Consider the following 21,060-nt stretch of genomic DNA (forward strand, 5'->3'; position numbering starts at 1 on the left):
ATGATCTTAGATTCAAAGATACCGGAAGGACCATTAGAAAAGAAATGGGAAAACTATAAGAAAACAGCGAAGCTTGTCAATCCTGCCAACAGAAAAAAATTGGATATCATTGTTGTCGGTACAGGATTGGCAGGAAGCTCGGTTGCAGCTTCATTAGGTGAGATGGGCTATAATGTAAAATCATTCTGTTTTCAGGACAGTGCGAGAAGGGCACATTCTGTAGCGGCTCAAGGAGGAGTGAATGCCGCTAAAAATTACAAAAATGATGGTGACAGTGTGTACCGAATGTTTGTTGATACTTTAAAAGGCGGAGATTTCAGAGCACGTGAAGCCAATGTTTACCGAATGGCAGAATGTTCATTAAACCTTATCGACCAAGCTGTTGCACAAGGTGTTCCTTTTGGCCGAGAATATGGAGGATATTTGAATAACCGTTCATTTGGTGGCGTTCAGGTAAGCCGAACTTTTTATGCGAGAGGACAAACAGGACAACAATTGCTTCTGGGCGCTTATCAGGCATTAATGCGTCAGGTCGGAAAAAAAAGTGTTCAGTTATTTACGAGACACGAGATGCTGGATTTGGTCATCATTGAAGGAAAAGCGAGGGGTATTATTGTAAGAAATTTAGATACTGGAGAAATCGAAAGGCATGCAGCCCACGCAGTTGTTTTGGCGACAGGAGGTTATGGAAAAATCTATTATTTATCTACTTTGGCGATGGGTTGTAATGGTTCTGCAATTTGGAGGGCACATAAAAAGGGTGCCTTGATGGCTTCACCCAGCTGGATTCAGGTGCACCCTACTTCACTGCCACAGTCAGGAGATTATCAGTCAAAATTAACTTTGATGTCTGAGTCTTTGAGAAATGACGGTAGAATCTGGGTTCCTTTAAAAGAAAATGAAACCAGGCCTCCTAATGAAATCCCTGAAAATGAAAGAGATTATTATCTGGAAAGACGATATCCTGCTTTCGGAAATCTGGCACCAAGAGATATTTCTTCGCGAGCTGCAAAAGAAAGAATAGATGCAGGTTTTGGAATCGGACCGTTAAAAAATGCAGTATATCTTGATTTTTCTAAAGCAATTAAAGAACAGGGAAAAGAAAAAATTGAGGAGAAATATGGGAATTTATTCGATATGTATCTGAAAATTACAGGATATGATGCTTATCAGGAGCCAATGATGATTTCGCCATCCGCTCACTTTTCTATGGGTGGACTTTGGGTTGATTATGAATTAATGACCACCATTCCCGGATTGTTTGCTTTAGGAGAAGCTAATTTTGCAGATCACGGCGCGAATCGATTGGGAGCCAATTCCCTACTTCAGGCTTCCGTTGACGGCTATTTTATTGCACCATATACCATTGCCAATTACTTGTCTCAGGAAATCCATACCGGAAAAATCTCAACCGATGGTGTAGAATTTGAGAAATCTGAAAATCACATTAAACAGCAAATTGAAAGTTTCATCAACATTAATGGAACAAAAACTGTTGATTATTTCCACAAAACTTTAGGCAAATTACTTTATGATTATTGTGGTTTAGCCCGGAATGAAGAAGGTTTACAATTCGCCATCAAAGAGATAAAAAAGCTAAAACAAGAATTTTATAGGGATGTAAAAGTTTCAGGAAAAGCCGAAGCAATGAACGCTGAACTTGAAAAAGCTGGTCGCGTTGCTGATTATTTTGAAATAGGTGAATTAATGTGCTATGATGCTCTAACCCGAAATGAATCTTGTGGTGCACATTTTCGTGAAGAGTTTCAAACTCCAGATGGAGAAGCTTTGAGGAATGATGATGAATTTCAATTTATTTCAGCTTGGGCTTGGAAAGGTGAAAACAATGAACCTGAGCTTATTAAAGAGCCTCTGATTTTTGAAGAAATACAGCCAACTGTAAGAAGTTACAAATAAAACACAAAAACCTATGGATTTACATCTTAAAATATGGAGACAGAAAGATAATCAGAGTGAAGGGAAACTGGTGAATTATGATTTAAAAGACTTAAATCCTCACATGTCTTTTTTAGAAATGCTTGATACTTTGAACGAGAAATTGATCCTACAAGGTGACGAACCCGTAGAGTTTGACCATGATTGTCGGGAAGGCATTTGCGGACAATGTGGGGTAATGATTAATGGTTTGGCTCATGGACCATTGGAACATACTACCACCTGTCAGCTTCACTTAAGGTCTTTCAAAGATGGAGATACCATTGTTATTGAGCCTTTCCGTGCATTAGCTTTTCCTATAAAAAAAGATTTGAAAATTGACCGTTCGGCATTTGATAGAATTATTTCTTCCGGTGGTTTTGTATCGGTAAATACTGGTCAAGCACCGGATGCCACAGCCATTGCAATTACCCATCAAACTGCTGAGAAAGCCTTTGATTCTGCAGCATGTATTGGTTGCGGAGCTTGTGTAGCAACGTGCAAAAATGCAAGTGCTGCCTTATTTACCTCCGCAAAGATTAGTCACATGGTTTTGCTTCCACAAGGAAAAGAAGAACGAAGTGAAAGAGTGATTAATATGGTAAAACAAATGGATGCTGAGCATTTTGGTCATTGTTCCAACACTGAAGCGTGCGAAATAGAATGTCCACAAGGAATTTCTGTTTTAAATATTGCAAGAATGAATTTTGAATACGGAAGAGCTTTGTTTTTCAGAAAGTAAAACACTGAAATTTGTAATTGTTTTTTTTCACTTAAAAAAGATTCTTTTTCACCAAACTTAATTGTAAGAATCCAGCATTCTATCAGCAAGTGCTTTCCACTGTATTTTAGTTAATTTTAAGAAGCCGCCGAAAGTCACTAGAAAATTTCTAATTGTATTTAAAATTCCAACATTTTTTTTATTCAGCATTTCATTTCGTCCGTAGATACCAACCTTTATATAATCAATTCCTTTTTCAATGATGAATGTTGATGTCGCACTATCAGAATAAAAGTGCTCTATAGTTTTTGGATCTCCTTTTGGAGATGCAGAAGGTCTGCATGTAATTAGATGTCTTTCTTTTTCATTATTAGTTGTCAAAGTGATTTCATCGATTCTTACCCAGTCAAAACCTTTTGAACCGATATTACCTGGACCGGGAATATCGATTCTGATAAAATCCCCAACACGAGGATGCCTGTCTATATATAACCCTAAAGAATTAAACAGTTTAAAGTCAGCAAAACCATTTCCCGAATAATCATTCCAGTGATTAATAGAGTAAAAACGATTTTTTAGAATGCTAAATTTATTATCTAATATTTCCGGTATAATAATGTTTTTTTGACTAAGGTTTCCTCTACCTCTGAATTAGACCGACTAGAATTAGTTAACAACCAATTATCAATTTTCACCCGTTCAAAGAATAACATTTTTCCATTAGGTTTTGAATAGGGAATCAGTCGTCGATGCGCAAGTTTATAAATGTAAGAGCATTTAAAACCTGTATATTTAGATAGTTCTTTGACGTTAAAAATAGTTTTTAGACCCAATAAATATTGTTAAATATTTTCAAGCTTTTCTAATAACACTTCATTTTCCATTTCTTATATTTTATAAGGCAAGTTCCTAGAAATAGTTAAAAAACTTTATTGAAAGGGTCTAAAGGTATAATTTGGCTTTAGAATAGAGAAGAAAAAAAAATGATCTAAGTACCACTACTTGTGTTACCTATGTGTTACCCATTAAAAAAAATAAGCACCTACATTTCTGTAAGTGCTTGATTTTAAACGTGGTCCCACCTGGGCTCGAACCAGGGACCACCTGATTATGAGTCTCATCAAGATTTGGTGCTGTTTTTTGAAGAACAACTACATCCTCTTTGATGAAAGCTGTTACTCCTTTTGTTGATAATATTTTATCATTCTGTTTACTGTTGGACAAGCTTACATTCAGATGTCTACCAAAATCTTCCGAAAGCATTCTTTTTAAATCTCCCGCAATACCATCTACTCCATCCTTATGTAAATAAACCAAAGCACGCTGTCCGTAAGGATCTGTATCTATTTTAGCACTAGTATGGATAATTCTTGTATTACCAGTAAATAAAGCATTACTTGAGATGTTATCGTGAGTTTGTATACTCTGGCAAAAGAGTTGTTCTGTTTCACTCAAACTTTTCTTTTCAGTGTTCTTCTGAAGTATGATTAAATCGCTGCCAACCACTGTACCAGCATCATCCATAAATAAATTATTAGGCAGCCTTACTGCAGAAATTAAATCACTACTCTCCATTAAAGCTCGACGAACAGGTTCATTTTTCGCGCTGTTCAGAATCCCTTGTGAAGTAATAAAAGCCAAAACACCTCCATCTCTAATCATATCCATACCTTTTAAAAAGAAGTAATTATGAACGCTTCGAGCGGCCTGTTCTTTTACAGCATTTTTGCTCCGTGAGTAAGAAAGATCAAAGACGGATGTATTACCAAAAGGAATGTTACTGGCAACAAGATCATAGCTATTTTGTTCACTTTCCGAAATTTCCTCAAAACCGCTTACTCGAATATTGCTTTCCGGATATAGTTGTTTAAGAATTTTTCCCGTCAGCAAATCCTTTTCATATGCAGTAACAATGCTGTTGTTGTTGTTTTGTGAGAAAGACTGAACAAACGAACCAACACCAGCAGATGGTTCCAGAAATTTGTTAATCAAAAAACCACTTTCATTTAAAGCTGAGGACAAAGCATCTATAACTTTAGGTGGTGTATAGAAAGCCGTGAGAACTGATGCTTTCATACTGTCTACATACCTTCGATACTGTTTTTCGTCTACAGAATTATCTCTGAGCAGTTGATGAAGCTCTTGAGTGATTCTAAATAAATCGTGTTCCGTTTTTCTCCATCTGTTAATGTCAATATCATTTTCTACTGGATTTAAAACAAACTTAAGTCCTCCAAATCCACTGTACTGCTGTAAAAGCATTCTCTCACCGGCAGTAGCTCTACGATTCTCTTTTTCAAGCTTGAAAACAATCCGGAGCGAATCAATATTCTGTTGCAGGTGGAAACGCTTATTGAAGCCCATTTTCCTCAATCCATATTGTGATGGTTCCCGTCAGTTCAGTGTATAATATATCGAACTCTAAGCTATAAGCGAAATCATCAGTTAGTACATACCCTTTGAACAAAGGCTCGCACACAGATAGCATTTTTAAGGAAAAGGGCTGTAGTTCCTCATTAGTCATAGTAGTATCGAACTCATTGCACACGACTTGGAAAACGGTAGCAAACTTTGAAAAATGCAAGTCCTCGAAAAGTATATAATGGGCTATTTCTTCACACTGTTCAACGGAGTTACCGGAAATGAATGCTCCATCATAGGCAATGGCTGCCCAAGAAGATCTTTGATTTATAAATTTCTGATCATGTAACTTTTCAGGAAAACTGCTTTTAAGGAGTTCGAGTAATCGTAATCTGAAATACGACAAGTCTCTTTTCTGTACATCCATACTTTTTTTTAGAATTTCTTTTAAATCCTAAAATTATAAGCAGATGTAAAGTATGTCGAAGTTATTGTAGGCTTAGGCACTTAAAAAATGTATTTGGCGCTCCGGAAAGTGATGCAAAGTCTGCAAAGTAACACTCGTAGAAATACACAGAAAGAGATTTATGTAAATGAGAAAACCTCAAATGTCAGTAATCAACAAATGAGGTTCGATCGGTACTACTCGCCTTCTGTATTTAGAAAATGCTGATTGAGATTTTCACTTACTAGGTTCAGGAATTTTGTAGGACCTTGTTTTCGGTTTCGAATTTCGAATATGGTTTTATGAAAGTTACCCAAGTCAGTATCCAATGATTTCTCTACAAATTTGATGACCTCACTCAGTTCAACATTTCCACCATTGAAGCAGCGCATGTGGTACAAGGCATATACTAATTCAATTAAACCAACTTTTGAAGCTGACCACAATAAAGGAGATACCATCTTTCCGCTGACGTTATCACTGAGACTCTCAATTTGCTTTTTTAAAAACTGGTCAAAATGCTGGCTAGCCATAAACCGGGCTATCAAATGATCGTGGGAAGTAGTAAAACTTGTATCAAAATTGTAAAAGCCAAAAGACAGCTTCATTTTTAAGTCATAAGAATTTCTGACGAATATTTTATGATCGAGATAGGTTGCCTCCCTGCGATAATAACTGTAAAATTCAGATTGCTCAACGTAAAACTTTTTTAGCTTTTCCTGCTCTGCTTCATAATACTTTTTCATGGCTTTACTTCCTGCATTGGGTTTATGGGACTCAACATCAAGGATTGTAGAATAGTAAATAAATTTTGATATGAACTGGGGTTTTAGTTTTTTAAAGAAATGAATTTCTTCGCCTTTGTTTTCAAACTTGTGTGGCGATATCATTTCTTTAACTTTCCGAATAGCTTCATCAATTAAGACCAAGGATTTTTCAGCGAGCTTGACCATATCTTTATCATCATCGTAAACCTCATTAATCTTCAGCTCTAACTCATCATGCAATTGTGCAATTTTTCTAAAAATAGTTTTTGTTACCATGTCCTTTTTTTAGAAATTTACAAAAAAACCTTTACTGAAGCCTTATTCAGCTTAATCCAAGATCCTCTTTTCGTTTTTTAATATAATCCGTCGGTCGTATTCCATTAACTTCCAAGAAGACTTTAGAAAAATTCTGCCGTGCCACAATTCCACATTCATCGGCTAAAGCTTCCAGCGTAAAATTCAAATATTTATTATTGGTATTCAATAGATTAGTAATATAATTAATGCGTAATTCTGCGATGTATTTATTGAAATTCATTCCCTTATTCTCATTAATATATACTGAAAGATAATGTGAATTTGTATTTAGCTTACTTGCTAAAATATTTTGTGTTAAACGCTTCCTTATAAATTGATTTTCCCTCTCAAACTTTTCAAGTTTAGTCTTTATTTCATCAGTAATCTCAGGACTTAGAATAGTTTTTCTTAGCGAATTATCTGGTATTTGATATGCATCTATATCAATTACTTTATTGTTACCTTCCGCAATTCTTTTTTGAAGCAGATCATATTGCTTTTTTATTTTCTGGTCTTTAATATATCTAAATGTAAGTACAGTGAAAGCAACTGACCCTGTAATAATTAGAATACTAGCAAACCACATCTTTTGTCTACCTGCATTCTCAATATCTTCCTTTTGCTTTATCAAAGAATTTCGATCGTAATCTCTGTGCAGTGTTTTTGACAGATATGGATAATCTTTGGAAATTAAACTGTCGGCTTTAAGAAGTTGATTAGTATAGTAAAGCTCTTTTTTGACATCTTTATCCTTGTAATGTTCAATCAACGAATTATAATTTTTAAAAATCTCAGGAAGTATAAAACCATTTTTATTAAAAATTGAATCAACTTCACTGTAATATTTAATGGCTTCTTCTTGATTATTTTTTACCTCAGAAATCTTTCCAAAATAATAATAAATAACGGTTGACCAGGCAAAGTCGTTTCTTTTCAGCAAAATGGGTAACGCTCTCTCCAAATCTACTTGGGCTCTTGATAGATCCTTTTTGTAAAATTTTGATATACCCTTGCACTTTAGAAAGTAACTATTCTCAATGATAAAGTCTTTATCATCTTTCGTCAGCTGGTATCCCAGTTCACTTAAACTGTCACTCGTCGAAATATTCTTTAGATACCGATTGATTACTGTCATCTGATGCAGTGAATTGTAATAGGCTTTCTTATAATTAAACTGCAGATTTTCGTGCATTGTCTGCTTTGATTTTGAACTGTAGAATTCTGCACAGTCTTCGAAGTGTTCCAAGGCTTCGTCATAATAGCCCAAATGTTCTTTTACTATTCCTAAATGATAAATAACTTTATAATGATGGTACTCATCTTTTGATCCCTTTGAATATTCGTAGGCTTTTAAATATTGATTTAAGGCCAGCTTATATTTCTTTTGATAGAAGTAATATATAATTCCCTTACTTAGATAATCCTTACTGATATCATCTTTATTATTGTATTTTATGCTTACCGCTAAAGCACTGTCTGCATATTTCATTTTGTTATGAAGGTCAAACTGTCTGCCGTCTCTATAACCCTGAATCAGTTTCGGTAAATTATTTTCTCTCTTGGCTTTTTGAATATAAACCTTCACTGATGGCATTGCTCTAATGTCATCAATGGTCATTTTATCATAATATTCTCTAATCTCCCAGAAGGTCCTTTGTTTTTTTTGCTGCGAAAGTATAAGTTGGGAAAATGCAGAAAAGAGGACAAGAAAGTAATTTAACTTTTTCATATACTTATTTTTAGAACCTCACCATCTCAAAAATACGCATTTTGCTTTTAAATACTGCCTTTTTAAGCCAATCAATACCCTTTAAAACCTAAACCCCACACGATACTGATTAACAGGTGTTTAACAAGGATATTTGAATGGTACTATTTTAAAATAGTAACGTCACCATTTTAAAATAGTGCCGTAATACAGTTTTTTTCTAGGTATCAGCCGGATAACTTTGGCTTCAGAATTCTAAATCAACCGACGTCGGGATAACCACCAAAAAATTATTAAAATGAAAAAGTTTATCCCATTTTTAAGCATAATGATCGGATCAGTATTTTTACAAAACTGTGTCCAACGAGATGAAGATACCATCGCCAATAATAATGTACAAGATGAAGTCAAAAACAATCTTCAAATGAGATCTGATTCTACGAAATCCTCAGAAGAGATTGTAGACCCTGATCCTCCGGTAAGAGATGGCGACAACTGGCGGTATCAACCAAAAAATAAATAATCAATTCTATGACCTATGATTCCTCATACCTCCATATCAGTTGTCACGGGCTTACCATGTCCGGAAAGCGGCATCTGGGAAAGTATGGGGAATTTCATCACAACAATAACCCTTTTTAAAGGGGAACCAATGCCTGACTATTGCGGTAAGAAAATCAAATGGAGACTGATTCAGGTCTGTTAAACAATTAACAATATAGCCATGAAAACTTTCCAGAATATTTTTGTCAAAACAGTTTCCTACTTTTTTATACTGTTGTTTATTTATGCGAGTGTGAGTAAACTGCTTGATTTTGAAAATTTCCAGGTTCAGATTGCGCAGTCACCTCTGCTGAGCGCTTATGCAGGCTTTATTTCTTATGCTGTAATTATCGTTGAAATAATTATTGTGCTGATCTTAATTTATCCAAAAACCCAAATATTAGGTTTATACTTATCAACTGCATTGATGACTGAATTTACGGTTTACATCTACTTAATATTAAATTATAGTGATTTTGTACCATGCTCTTGTGGAGGTATTTTGGAGAAACTAGGATGGACTGAACATCTGATTTTTAATATTATCTGTGTGATACTAGGTATCATTACAATTCTTTGGTTGAAATCTAAGGACAAAATTAAATTAAGACAAACGATATTAGTACTCTGTGCAAGCAATACATTAAGTATTTTAGTAGTGGTTATCCTTTTTTTATCATCAGAACATATTATAAAGAAGGAAAATAATTTTACTCGAAGATTTACCCATCATCCCATTATTGAAGAACAATCGATTGATCTTAAGGTTAACTCTTATTACTTTGCAGGAAGTGATTATAACCATATATATCTTGCAAATTTGACTAGTCCGTTTAGAATTTTCAAGATTGAAAAGTCATTAAAAAAAGTCGACACTATTTCAATTACACCTTCAACTAAAAATAGTTTCCGTAAACTAAAATACTCTATTCAAAACAATAGCTTGTTCGCATATGACGGTAGTGTTCCTGTAATCTATAGATCATCATTAGATTCATTAAACTATCCAATTAAGCAAATTAGTTATAGAGATATTTATTTTAATCATTTAAAGCCTGCTTCACGAACTTCATTTTTTTTTAGCACAGATAATTCAAAACGAGAAACATTAATTGGCACACTGTCAACAAAAAATGTACATCAAAGTAAAATGAGTAATTTTTCGCTAAACACTAAGAAAGATGGAGGTTTCGACTCAGACGGAAAACTATTATATGATGGTAGTACAGGTAAAGCATATTATATGTTTTACTATAGAAATCAAATATTAGATATAGATTCTAATCTACAGGTCAATTCACATATGAAAACGATTGATACAATTACTAAAGCTAAGATAAATATTAAAACCCTAAGAGATGGTACAAAAAAAATGATTTCACCTCCGATTATAGTGAATCAAAATATGGAAATATATAGAGGTTTAATCTTTAATATTTCTAATTTAAAAGGTAAACATGAGTCTAACGACTTATGGAACAAAAACTCAATAGTTGATATTTACACTACTAAACCCGCCGGTTATTGGGGCAGCATCTATGTCGAAAATAGAGGAAAAAACAGACTGTCTCAAATATTAATTACTGATAATTTCTTTTACATATTGTCAGGCACAGAATTGCGAAGTTATCGGTTTGCGCAGGCTATAACAAAGCAATTCAATAAAGGGGAAAGCCGAAAACCCTTATAACAGTAGGCACATCAAAAAATCATTCTTATGAAAAATTTTAGAAATCTCCTTTTGCCAGCATTTATATTGCTTGCGGGAGCAGGTAGCGCATACGCTACTCATTTACAGAAAAATGACAAGTTAGCCATTATTAGAGGTTACGTGTTTAGAGAAGGTGAAACACCAGAATGTGTTGACAGTTTAAAAGACTGCGATACATCAGGATCATTTGTCTGTACAGCAGATATTGGTATGGGAGCTGAACCTCTTTATCAATTAAACGGTTCTGTATGTCCTAATCAGTTGACGCATACTCAACCAAATTAAACAATAGCTGTCTCTAAATGCATCGCTTACAAAGTAATAATTTTAGAGACAGCTTTATTATTTATTCATTTCATTAATCCATCGTACATCTTTGTCTTTTAAATGAAAATCTAACCAATCAGAAATTCGACTATATAAATCAATGCGATTATTTATTTTAAATAAATTGTGTCCATCGTCTGGATAAAAAAGTGCGATAACTCTCTTATGATTTCTTCTAAGCCCCAAATAAAATTCCATTGTTTGCTCCCAAAAAATATTGAAATCTTTTTTACCTGTCCAAAGTAAGATTGGTTTTTGTACCGTCTGAGAATGATAAATTGGGCTGTTATCAATATATAACATCTTATTATCAGTAAAAGATTCGGGCATCTCGTACTGCCCATCTTCAAACTGCCAGAAAAAAGGACGACTGAAATTGTAGTTGAATGAATGATAAGATCTCACCAAATCACTATTTCCAGCACCTGAAATATATGTTGCAAAAAGGTTAGATTGTGTAGCAATAAAATTTGTTTCATAACCACCATGTGAATGTCCTATTAGTGCTACTTTTTTAAAATCTATAAAATTATATGCATTAAGAGCTTTCATAGCATTTGTGATACAGTCTAATGCCGATCTTCCTGTTCCCCTTGAATCAAAAACAACATCGGGCATATAAACGAAATAACCCTTTCGTAGTAAACTACGAACATTTATACCTTCTGTTGGAAAATTCATTCCAATACCATCAACGTTATATTTATTCGCCATATATCTCAACTTTTGGTATATCGCAACAACCATTGGATACTTTTTTTCTTTCTTAAAATTAAGAGGAAATATTAAAACACCCTTTAATGGTTCTCCCCTGCTATTTTTATATGTAATCATTTTGGACAAAATGTGCTTAGCCTCCATATCCTTTGAATTGCTTTCATAAAGGATTTCTTCTTGCCTATCTCCGCCTAGAATAAGTTGAGGAGGCTTATTGATATTACTTTTTACATAGATAAGTTTTTTTAAATCCTCACTCCATTCAACGGACGACACGTCATCATCTGTAATTTCTATAAGATCCTTTACAGAATTATTTCCAAGGGAAACCCAAGCATTTTTGATATTGTCTCTATCATAAAGATCTATGATGACAGGACTATGTGAATCATAACTACTTCGAAAAATATTATAAGATGAAATAATGCTTTGCATATTCCCATTTTTAACTTTATTTCTGTATCCTAGCTTAAGAGGAAGATTTTGTAATTTCTTCTTCGCAATCTGATATTCATAAACTTGTCCCAATCCTTCAAAAAGAATTGTTTTGCCATCTTTAGAAAAATAAGCATTTTCATACTTGTCAAGTGGAATTTCAGTACCTTTTAAAGTTGCTACTTCATAAAGTTTCCATTTACCATCCATATTATGAGTTAAAACCCACTGTCCTTTCGGATCAGTAAAAACCATTGAACCGGAATCAACAATGAAATCGAATTTATTTAGAACTGTATCGTACCGATGTAAGTTAAATGTTGGAAAACGTTTTGTGTAATCATGTTTATAATATGGATCAAAGGAAAGTAAATATCTACTACTGCCTATATAAGCATGATGTGTCAACTTTTGATCTAAAATTTCACTTGAATTTCCAGTTTTGGTAGACAAAATGAAATATTTTCCAATGTAATCTTCAAAGAACTTAGTTTGGATTTTATTATCATTCCCATACCAGACCTCCATAGTTTCTTTTGGCTTTGATTGAATCTCAGGATAATAATGAATGTAATACTTATCATTTTCTAATTTAGCAATATCAATATTTTTAATAGATTCCCTAAAATTAGTACAATGAAATAATTGATTACTCTCAGCACTTACGTATGATAACTGACCCTGCTGATTACTCTCATTCTTCTCCCAAATGAAAAAACCAGCCTGATCTTGATATTTAATTTCCATTTTTGAATTAGTAGAGGAATATAATTTTTTAGTATTTTTTAAATTCCATTCGTGAAGACTGTAAGTTTCGTTATTATCCTGCGTTGTGAAGTATAAAGTGTTTTTTACTTTTTTTATACTGATTACCTCATTTATAGAATCATTTTCCTTTCCCTCGCCGTCAATTATCTTAAGCACTTTTCCTTGTAGCAGAAAAATTAAATTAAGTTCTCGAATCCAAGCATAGTCTTGACTATCTTTCCAAACTTTTAATTTTAAAGAGGGTAGCAATAACATTTGCAAGTTCTTACCCTGACGCATCAATAAATTACCATTAATCGTAAAATTTACATTATTAGCTAAAATATTACCGCCTTCAAATATTACCAGGTTTTTACTATTTCTATCAATGACTACCAAGGTATCTGAACTAGTATCATATGCTTTATTAAAAGTTACATATTTTTCGTTAGGTGATATTTTAGGGAAACTAATATTGTAATAGTGCCTCTTTAAGGAATCAGGAATAATTTGGTCTTTAGACTGCGCTTTATACAGACAACAGAATAAAAACCCTAAGTATGTCAAAAAGACTTTCATTAGTAACCAGAATTTTGAGGATTTAAATTAGGATTAAGCGAAATATCACTCAAAGGAACAGGCCATAGCTTGTGGAAAGTCTTCCAATTAGGTTTCACAGGGCTTAAATTATCAAGTTTACCAAAACGCTTTAGAGTAAGAAAGCGGTTACCTTTTTCTGCAAAGAACTCTCTCCTATTTTCTTTTAGTAATTCTTCAAGTATTTGCTCATTTGATAATAATCCTAAATTAGAAATACCTGCTCTTTGTCTCACTGCATTAATAAATGGTAGTGCTTCTTCTCTTCTATCTTGTCTTACCAAGGATTCAGCTAACAAAAGATTAACTTCTTCCAATCTGAATAAAATCGAGTATTCATCAGTATTATTTATGACATTTACATATTTATTACATCGGTAGAAAACATTTTGGTTTATTGTCATCTTGGTAATCCACTTCTGTAATCTCATGTCTGTCAATTCAAAAGAATTTATCAAACTATTTGACAAAGCATAACCTGTTGGAGCTGCAGTCGTAAAATAATACATTGCTGCTTCATTTGTAGGTTGGTTTGCCTGCAATGGTTTAAACTGCCAGAGAATATGCTTACCTGTTTTTTTAAAAGTTTTTGAAACATCTGCCTCCCAACTGTATAAAGTACTATTTTTAATATCTTTCAGCAGAAGCTCTGCATCCGACCACTTATTCTCATGCATATAGATTATAGCCCTAAGTAGTTGTACAACTTTTTTATTAGGATAAATTCTATCCGAGTGGCGGTAGTTATCCTCCAACAGATCAATTGATAAAGCAAGATCATTATGAATGAATCCATTCAAATCTTGGTAACTAGTCTTCCCAATTTTCTGATTCACTGTATAATCGGTTGTCGTTACATAAGGTACATCACCAAATATTTGAGAGAGATAAAAGTAGATAAGAGACCGTAAAAATAAAGCCTCACCTTTGATTCTATTCTTGTCTTTAATGCCTATACCTGAAGATGAGTTAACTCCAATTATGATTGAATTGGCAAGATAAATCTCTTTGTAAGAATTAGCCCATAGATTTTTAATAACTGAGTTGGATGGTATTTGTTGGTTATTATAAATATCTGGAGCCCCACCCAAAGAAGCTGCCATATAGCAGGTAAGATCATCTGTATAGCTACCAAGCAAGGCTCCTGTTCCTGCAGTTCCTCCATTTAATACCGAAAAATTGTACATTTCTGCATAAAGATTGCTTAATGCACCATCTGCTGTACTAACATTTTCAAATACCTGTGTCACATCAATTTGAGTATTTGGAAAATCAACATCAATACTCTTTTCACAAGACCACATCGTTAATATGATCATCCCGATTAGTAATGTATATGTTTTCATAAAATTATTTTTAAAAAGTTAATTGGAATCCCATTGAAATTGTTTTTAAGGGAGGTAAATAACCATTTACTGTATATTCAGGATCTAATCCTATAAATTTGGTCCACGTCAGTAAATTCTGACCTTGAATATATATCCTCGCTTCACTGACAACTTTATTTACATAGGGAAGTTTATAATTGATCTGTACATTCTTTAATCTTATAAACGAGCCATCACTAATAGCTGCTGTACTGTTTTTAAAATTTGATGTAAGCGTGTTAGTAGTTGTAATTGTACCTGGTGAGTAAGGCATTATGATACCATTTTGATTTGTAGACGTCCACACATTTGTAAACTCTTCAGGTTGGTTATTCATATTACCTGGTGTTGTCATCGTTCGATAATAATTCCAGGAATTCTGCTTTACAAACTGTAGTAAAAATGATAGACTGAAATTCTTGTAAGCTATTTGGTTTTGAAAACCGCCAAAATATTTGGTACCAACATTTCTTATTGCCAACTGATCTTCCGGAGAAGATATTTTACCATCCTGATTAAAGTCTTTAAAGATATATTGTCCCGTTACAGGATCAATTCCTTCGTACTGATAAACTTTTACGATGGAGGTAGGTTGACCTATTACATAGGTATTTGCATACGTTGAGCCTTCCAAGCCTGGAAAAGATAATAGCTTACTCATAGGATATGAAATGTTAAAACTGACATTCCATTTCCAATTTGTAGATTTAAGCAGATTGGTAGAAGCCTCAATTTCCCATCCTGAATTCTGAACAGTAGCATTAAGATTAGCCTGCACATTTGAGAATCCTGTTGTCGAGGCGAGAGGAATTCCTACCAATTGATTAGAAGAACGATTTCTATAATAAGCTGTTGTGATATTAAATAAATTACGAAATAGTGATAATTCCAAAGCTGCTTCCAATTTATCAGTCTTTTCCCACGTAAAGTCAGGATTAAACAATCTTGAGGGATACAACGCCGGAACATCGTTATATGAATTGGTAGCAACAGAATATGAATTGGTAAACTGAAAATCTCCAATGAGATCGCTCCCAGTACGTCCAAAACTTCCTCTTAACTTTCCCAAGCTAAGCCATTTGGAATTTTTAAGTAAAGATTCTTCTGAAAACAACCAAGCTGCTCCTATTGCTCCAAAATTGGAAAACCGATTATTTGGTCCGAAGCGGCTTGAGCCATCCCGTCTCGCTGTCAGGTTAATTATATATCGATTCATAAGTCGATAATTAACCCTACCAAATACAGCTGTATACTTATAATCAAAGTCATTAAAATCCCTAGGTGTAATGAGTGATGCCGCAGCAAGATTATAAAGCAGTGCATTACTAGCGAATCCTGACGCTGTAATTGCAGAAGATTTAGAATTATTAATCTGGAAAGTATATCCTAAAAGAAAATCCAATTTACTTGCTCCTAAATCCTTAAACCAACTTATTTGAGGTTCTATTATATATGACATTAGATTGCTGGTCCCTCTTGAAGATGAAGAACGTGCTGGAGAAGCGCCTGATGCAAAAGCAGGATTATACATGGTGTTTGGAGCTAGGCTGTATTCTTCTAAAGACTGAATGTTTATCCCCCCATTTAAAAGAAATTTTAAATCTTTCCAAACCTCATACGAAGCTTTAATGTTTTGGTTAATCTGTAGAACTTTGTTTTCATAACGCCCGTTCAGTAAAGCTAAAGGATTAGTAAATGTATTATTTTGCCAGTTTAAATTTCCTGACTGATCAAATAATGCAGGTGCATTAGGAGCCAAATTCAAAGATCTATTGGTTAGATCGTTACTAATAACATTATTAGATAAGCTCGACAGAATATTACTAAATGCTAGTGAAAACCTTCTATTTTGAGTTATATAGTTATAATTGGAATTAAGAATATTGGTCTTGTATTTATAATCTCCCGGAAATACAGTTGATTGACTGGAATGTGAAGCACTAATAGAGAACTGATTTCTTTCACTACCGCCACTTACTGACAATTGAACACTGGAAGATTCTGCATTATTTCCTATAAGCGTTTTCTGCCAATCAGTATAGCGATTTGAATCCCAGACACCATTAATATCATAGGCATTTGCGGGAATAGTGACGTTGTAGTTAGTATAAGCATCTCTTCGCATTTTAAGGTATTGTTCTGTGTTCATCAGCTTCATTTGATTCGCTACTTTACTGATCCCGTAATTTGTATCGACTGTAAGCCGAACAGCACCTGTACTCCCCTTTTTTGTGGTGATTAATATGACACCATTTCCTCCTCTCGATCCGTAAATAGCTGTAGCATCTGCATCCTTTAAAACTTCGATGCTTTCGATATCATCCGGGCTTATTGAATTAAGTGGATTGATAGAGCTCATCGGAAGAATTCCAACAGAATAACTGGACGTCAAGTTTGCACTCCAAGGAATTCCATCCACCACATAAAGAGGTTGATTTCCATTTACAGGACTGTTAAGAATTGTTCGAAGACTATTTCTTCCTCTAATCTGAACATCAAAGCCTCCTCCAGCTGTTCCGCCTGCTTGAATAATGTTGACTCCTGCCATTCTACCCTGTGCTGCTGACAGTACATTGGTCACAGGCTGGTTTTCTATATCTTTTGCTGAAACTTTGGCAATACTACCGGTTCTTTCTTTGTCTTTTACCTTATAATAGCCAGCGTTGAGAATAACTTCTTCGATTCCCTTTACTTTTTGTTCTAAGCTAATATTGACGACGGTCTGATTAGTGAGTGTGAATTTTTCTTCTGAATAATCAGGGTGTCTGAACCATAAGATGGGATTTTCTGCTGTGACCTGCAAGGTATAGGTTCCGTTGGCGCTGGTGGTTGTGACCTGCTGACTGCCCTCTTGGGAGATAATCACTCCTGCTAGGGGCTTGCCAGATGTAGTAACCGTACCGGAAATGTTGCGGGTTTGGGCTTTTAGGTTGGTGCTGACGGTGGTCAGCATAAGGCCAAAGAAAATACCTCCTATAGTGTAATAGGAATTTTTCATAGATTTGTAAAGGTTTTTAATTTTCTAAAGATTAATTACTGAACTACGCTCTTTCCTGATGTTTTAGGCGACTGACAGGAAGGGGCTTTTTACATTCATCTGTTTTTAAGTTGAGTAGTTTTTTTGATTCATTTTTTAGTAAAACTTTCCTGATGCCCTTTGGTATGAAAAAGGACTGGTGAGGTTCTGTAAGCAGTGACCGCCAGGCACCGGAAAGAATTTAATATGAATGAATCTGTGTCCCGTGTGAGCTATTGAAAGCCGCAATAGGTTGTACCCTCCTATTGTATCGTGTAGTCTGATACTATTTTTAGGAAGCGGGCTTAGATTGTAATGTAGAGATAGGGCGAACAGCATTGAAAAAACAGCGTGAGACTCTACATTATCAGCTTAGGGGCACTGGTATGCCTTGGAACAGATAAGAGAGCCCACGCCTAGGTCGTGAGCTTAATACTTATCCTCTCGTTCCGTAAATTACCAGTTTTCTAAGCGAGATTCTAAGCAATAGCTTCTATTATTCTTTGAAGTATCGCAAAATTACATTTATTGTAACCTATTTTACAAATATAAAGATTTTTTTCTATTGCGCACAGAAAACCGCACAATTTTTTTTGTCTTTCTTTTAATTTGTCGTAATGGACGAAGAAAAAGATGTAATTATTGCTATTTGCAAGTATGTTTATACAGGCTGGATTTCAAAAGCAAAATCACAGAGAGAGTTTGCGTCCAAGTGCGAAATAGAAGAAAGTACGGTAAGGAGAATCAAAAATATAGCATTAGGCACATCAAAGACTGATTATAATATGTCTATAAAGACTATAGCTAAAATTTGTAGAAAGAAAGAAATCACTTTAGAACAATTGTTCCAAGATATAAAAAAGTAAATCCTAACTATGATAAGTTAGGATTTACTTTTACTTATTAATTTCTTTATAGTAGCGATCTGAACATCGATCAAGAACTTCTTCCTTTTCAGCAGATTTTTGTTCTGACAAGTAGTCAAAGATTAAGAATTTTCGAAACATTTTGCTGAAGATTTGCATATAATATCCCAAATAGATCCGTCTTGTATCTTCTCTTAATAAGCAACAAAATTGATAATCAGAACCACTTCGAAATGATGCAGATAGTCTCTAAATGGATCGAGGGAATATTTAACATTGTTCCCATTGCGCACCAAAAGGCGTGAATACATGAAAGGCTCATTGCGCATCAGATTCGTCCAAAAAGTGATGGTTCCGGAAAACTAAATATTTCGTGCGGATATTCCAACAATAATGCATTGGAATAAAGTAGGTGCTAACGGAAACAATGAAGAGGGTATTTATTACAGGCTTTGAATCGAGTTATTCAAAAATTATAAACTTGTACGCTCACAGAGAGACCAAGACCAATGAGGGACTGGGATTAATACTGAGCGGATTCTTCAACAGGGCTTGCGTGATATTCATCTATGTTGTCCTGCGATATCATCCCAATCAAATCAATATCCAGATTCTTTGGAAGCTTTTTAATATTATGGCCTTCGCTCACGAAAGCGTTAATTTATAATGTACAGCTATTAAAGCAGTCCTCCAGCTACAGTAATTCTTTCACCTGTAACCCAATTGGAATCATCGGACGCAAGAAATACAGCGACCTTGGCAATATCTTCAGTCTGGCCAACACGTCCTAGAGGTGTCATTGATACCATTTGCTTTTCCATATCACTTTCAGTAATTCCTAAAGCTATATTACCTTCGGTACGGGTAACACCCGGTGCGATTGTGTTGACACGTATTTGTTGTGCGCCAAGTTCCTTCGCTAAAGTTTTAGTCATATTATCGATAGCTGCTTTAGCAGCAGAGTAAATAAGTAAGCCTGGAAACGGATTCTGACTAACTGTCGAACTTATATTGACAATACTCCCACCTTCACCTTTAAATAATTCTACCGCCTGCTGCGTACAAAGTAAGTTTCCTAAAACGTGGGTGTCAAATTGATTGTGAAAACTATCTTCAGTTATTTCTGCAAGAGGTTCAAATTTTCCAAAACCTGCGTTATTGATTAAAATATCCAGTCTTCCAAATGTATCTTGCGTTTGCTGAAACATTCTTTTCACATCATCTGCACTTTTCACATCGCATTGCACTGCAATAGCTGTCCCGCCCTTATTCTCTATTTCTAAAACTACTTTTTCTGCATCTTCCTTACCAGATACATAGTTCACTACTACCTTTGCTCCATTTTTTGCCAGTTCTTTTGCAATACCTGCACCGATACCTTTTGATGAGCCTGTAACTACGGCAACTTTGTCTTTTAATTTTAAATCCATTTTCTTTTTCTTTAAATATTCTGCAAAGTTATATTTATAGTATATTTGTGTCAAGTATGTACTTTTATGTATCTTATATACTAAAAAGTATCTATTGTTGATAATCAATGCTTTAAATGATAAATAAAGATAAAACAGATGTAAATGTGCAGTTTTTACCTTGCCCGGTTGACTATGCATTCAAACGTATTGGAGGAAAATACAAAGGGATGATTTTGTGGCATTTGAGCATTCAGAATATCTTGCGTTACGGCGAACTGAAGAAAACTATTCCGAATATTACTACAAAAATGCTTACCCAGACTTTAAGAGAATTGGAAGAAGATAAACTCGTCAACAGGAAGGTTTTCCATCAAGTTCCTCCTAAAGTCGAATATTCTTTGACTGAAACAGGAAATGAACTGATTCCCTTCATCGAATATCTGCATCATTGGGGGAAAAAGCAGATTGAAAATGAACTGTTTGAGATGAAACGTTATAAAAACTGACTTTTACAGTATTTATCTGTTCAGTTTACTGCAACTTTCTAATCCATTAAAAGAGAAAAAGAAAATATCTGACGAAATTGATACTTTAAATAAAAAACTATCTTTTGCTCGAAACAAGTTTCTTAGTGAGATAATTGATGATGATGAATATCTGGGATTACTATTAATCGTTTTATAAATTCCTGTTTTATTTACAAGAAACCAAAATGTTTTGGTGTAGCTATATGAAATGTGAGAGAACATATCTTGGATGTTTTCCCACTTTAAATTTTTGAAGTACTGCGCAATCTCTTTTTTAAAATCTTTTATAACTGCATTATAAGTGACAATGTCTGTAGAACTCCAATCTTTATGTAAAAATCCATTTTATAGATAATCAATAATATGTTGTCGTTCTAAGATATCATCTATTTCTACTGCCTCAGACAGGTGCCTATTATCATTTAAGTAGTTGTTGATCTGCTCGACAGAATATATCCAAGCTAGATCGTTCTTTGAGTAATATATAATTTTTTTCATTAATTTAATGCTTCACAAATTTACTAAAGTAGAGAGACAAAAGATGCCAAACAAATCACTTGA

17 protein-coding genes are annotated in these 21,060 nt (G+C 34.3%); 7 read left to right on the top strand and 10 right to left on the bottom strand.

Features of this window, described 5'->3' with window-relative positions; genetic code table 11:
* Together V7P73_RS09455 and V7P73_RS09460 are read left to right on the top strand one after the other, a co-directional pair.
* The gene (locus tag V7P73_RS09455; RefSeq protein ID WP_333852995.1) at positions 1-1,917 is read left to right on the top strand and encodes a fumarate reductase/succinate dehydrogenase flavoprotein subunit; all 1,917 of its coding nucleotides are present in this window, start codon (positions 1-3) and stop codon (positions 1,915-1,917) included.
* A gap of 13 nt (positions 1,918-1,930) precedes the next feature.
* On the top strand, positions 1,931-2,677 hold the full coding sequence (locus V7P73_RS09460; protein WP_333852996.1) for a succinate dehydrogenase/fumarate reductase iron-sulfur subunit: 747 nt from the start codon (positions 1,931-1,933) through the stop codon (positions 2,675-2,677).
* Between the two features lie 57 nt (positions 2,678-2,734).
* Here the strand turns inward: V7P73_RS09460 and V7P73_RS09465 are convergent, their stop codons facing one another.
* From V7P73_RS09465 to V7P73_RS09485, 5 genes are all read right to left on the bottom strand, one after another.
* Positions 2,735-3,037, bottom strand: coding sequence for a hypothetical protein (locus V7P73_RS09465; protein WP_333852998.1), 303 nt, complete (start codon positions 3,035-3,037; stop codon positions 2,735-2,737).
* Positions 3,038-3,667: 630 nt separating this feature from the next.
* Positions 3,668-5,020: an N-6 DNA methylase gene (locus V7P73_RS09470; protein WP_333853000.1), complete on the bottom strand. Its 1,353-nt coding sequence runs from the start codon at positions 5,018-5,020 to the stop codon at positions 3,668-3,670.
* Positions 5,007-5,444, bottom strand: a complete 438-nt coding sequence (locus tag V7P73_RS09475; protein WP_333853002.1) for a DUF1896 domain-containing protein — start codon at positions 5,442-5,444, stop codon at positions 5,007-5,009. The genes V7P73_RS09470 and V7P73_RS09475 overlap by 14 nt, the downstream gene beginning before the upstream one ends.
* A 215-nt stretch (positions 5,445-5,659) precedes the next feature.
* Entirely contained in the window at positions 5,660-6,505 is an 846-nt protein-coding gene (locus tag V7P73_RS09480; protein ID WP_333853003.1) for an RteC domain-containing protein, read from the bottom strand.
* A gap of 46 nt (positions 6,506-6,551) precedes the next feature.
* Complete coding sequence (locus V7P73_RS09485) at positions 6,552-8,255, bottom strand: AraC family transcriptional regulator (protein ID WP_333853004.1); 1,704 nt, start codon at positions 8,253-8,255, stop codon at positions 6,552-6,554.
* Between the two features lie 307 nt (positions 8,256-8,562).
* On the opposite strand from V7P73_RS09485, the gene V7P73_RS09490 reads away from it, so the two are divergent.
* The 3 genes from V7P73_RS09490 (at position 8,563) to V7P73_RS09500 (ending at position 10,773) form a co-directional block, all read left to right on the top strand.
* Positions 8,563-8,757: a hypothetical protein gene (locus tag V7P73_RS09490; protein WP_333853006.1), complete on the top strand. Its 195-nt coding sequence runs from the start codon at positions 8,563-8,565 to the stop codon at positions 8,755-8,757.
* Between the two features lie 201 nt (positions 8,758-8,958).
* The gene (locus V7P73_RS09495; RefSeq protein WP_333853008.1) at positions 8,959-10,467 is read left to right on the top strand and encodes a MauE/DoxX family redox-associated membrane protein; all 1,509 of its coding nucleotides are present in this window, start codon (positions 8,959-8,961) and stop codon (positions 10,465-10,467) included.
* Positions 10,468-10,494: 27 nt separating this feature from the next.
* A complete protein-coding gene (locus V7P73_RS09500) occupies positions 10,495-10,773 on the top strand; it encodes a DUF6520 family protein (protein ID WP_333853010.1) in 279 nt (92 codons plus the stop codon).
* Between the two features lie 57 nt (positions 10,774-10,830).
* On the opposite strand, the gene V7P73_RS09505 is transcribed toward V7P73_RS09500, so the two are convergent.
* From V7P73_RS09505 to V7P73_RS09515, 3 genes are read right to left on the bottom strand one after another with little or no spacing between them, the layout of a single operon-like run.
* On the bottom strand, positions 10,831-13,293 hold the full coding sequence (locus V7P73_RS09505; RefSeq protein ID WP_333853012.1) for an alpha/beta hydrolase family protein: 2,463 nt from the start codon (positions 13,291-13,293) through the stop codon (positions 10,831-10,833).
* Entirely contained in the window at positions 13,293-14,657 is a 1,365-nt protein-coding gene (locus tag V7P73_RS09510; RefSeq protein ID WP_333853014.1) for a RagB/SusD family nutrient uptake outer membrane protein, read from the bottom strand. Before V7P73_RS09510 ends, V7P73_RS09505 begins: the two co-directional genes overlap by 1 nt.
* 10 nt (positions 14,658-14,667) lie before the next feature.
* Positions 14,668-17,676: a SusC/RagA family TonB-linked outer membrane protein gene (locus tag V7P73_RS09515; RefSeq protein WP_333853016.1), complete on the bottom strand. Its 3,009-nt coding sequence runs from the start codon at positions 17,674-17,676 to the stop codon at positions 14,668-14,670.
* 635 nt (positions 17,677-18,311) lie between these two features.
* On the opposite strand from V7P73_RS09515, the gene V7P73_RS09520 reads away from it, so the two are divergent.
* A complete protein-coding gene (locus V7P73_RS09520; protein WP_059153767.1) occupies positions 18,312-18,560 on the top strand; it encodes a hypothetical protein in 249 nt (82 codons plus the stop codon).
* Between the two features lie 523 nt (positions 18,561-19,083).
* Here the strand turns inward: V7P73_RS09520 and V7P73_RS09525 are convergent.
* A complete protein-coding gene (locus V7P73_RS09525) occupies positions 19,084-19,209 on the bottom strand; it encodes a hypothetical protein (protein ID WP_333853018.1) in 126 nt (41 codons plus the stop codon).
* Positions 19,210-19,237: 28 nt separating this feature from the next.
* The gene (locus V7P73_RS09530; RefSeq protein WP_333853019.1) at positions 19,238-20,044 is read right to left on the bottom strand and encodes an SDR family NAD(P)-dependent oxidoreductase; all 807 of its coding nucleotides are present in this window, start codon (positions 20,042-20,044) and stop codon (positions 19,238-19,240) included.
* A gap of 62 nt (positions 20,045-20,106) precedes the next feature.
* Here V7P73_RS09530 and V7P73_RS09535 point away from each other — a divergent pair, with 62 nt between their 5' ends.
* Positions 20,107-20,478, top strand: a complete 372-nt coding sequence (locus V7P73_RS09535) for a winged helix-turn-helix transcriptional regulator (RefSeq protein WP_333853021.1) — start codon at positions 20,107-20,109, stop codon at positions 20,476-20,478.
* Positions 20,479-21,060 lie beyond the last annotated feature (582 nt).

The organism is Epilithonimonas sp., from assembly GCF_036780765.1.
Lineage (GTDB): Bacteria > Bacteroidota > Bacteroidia > Flavobacteriales > Weeksellaceae > Epilithonimonas.

Bases quoted from the DNA above. Each gene is read 5' to 3' on its own strand.
- V7P73_RS09455 (WP_333852995.1), top strand. From the start codon at position 1: ATGATCTTAGATTCAAAGATACCGGAAGGACCATTAGAAAAGAAATGG.
- V7P73_RS09460 (WP_333852996.1), top strand. From the start codon at position 1,931: ATGGATTTACATCTTAAAATATGGAGACAGAAAGATAATCAGAGTGAA.
- V7P73_RS09470 (WP_333853000.1), bottom strand. From the start codon at position 5,020: ATGGGCTTCAATAAGCGTTTCCACCTGCAACAGAATATTGATTCGCTC.
- V7P73_RS09475 (WP_333853002.1), bottom strand. From the start codon at position 5,444: ATGGATGTACAGAAAAGAGACTTGTCGTATTTCAGATTACGATTACTC.
- V7P73_RS09480 (WP_333853003.1), bottom strand. From the start codon at position 6,505: ATGGTAACAAAAACTATTTTTAGAAAAATTGCACAATTGCATGATGAG.
- V7P73_RS09485 (WP_333853004.1), bottom strand. From the start codon at position 8,255: ATGAAAAAGTTAAATTACTTTCTTGTCCTCTTTTCTGCATTTTCCCAA.
- V7P73_RS09490 (WP_333853006.1), top strand. From the start codon at position 8,563: ATGATCGGATCAGTATTTTTACAAAACTGTGTCCAACGAGATGAAGAT.
- V7P73_RS09495 (WP_333853008.1), top strand. From the start codon at position 8,959: ATGAAAACTTTCCAGAATATTTTTGTCAAAACAGTTTCCTACTTTTTT.
- V7P73_RS09500 (WP_333853010.1), top strand. From the start codon at position 10,495: ATGAAAAATTTTAGAAATCTCCTTTTGCCAGCATTTATATTGCTTGCG.
- V7P73_RS09505 (WP_333853012.1), bottom strand. From the start codon at position 13,293: ATGAAAGTCTTTTTGACATACTTAGGGTTTTTATTCTGTTGTCTGTAT.
- V7P73_RS09510 (WP_333853014.1), bottom strand. From the start codon at position 14,657: ATGAAAACATATACATTACTAATCGGGATGATCATATTAACGATGTGG.
- V7P73_RS09515 (WP_333853016.1), bottom strand. From the start codon at position 17,676: ATGAAAAATTCCTATTACACTATAGGAGGTATTTTCTTTGGCCTTATG.
- V7P73_RS09520 (WP_059153767.1), top strand. From the start codon at position 18,312: ATGGACGAAGAAAAAGATGTAATTATTGCTATTTGCAAGTATGTTTAT.
- V7P73_RS09535 (WP_333853021.1), top strand. From the start codon at position 20,107: ATGATAAATAAAGATAAAACAGATGTAAATGTGCAGTTTTTACCTTGC.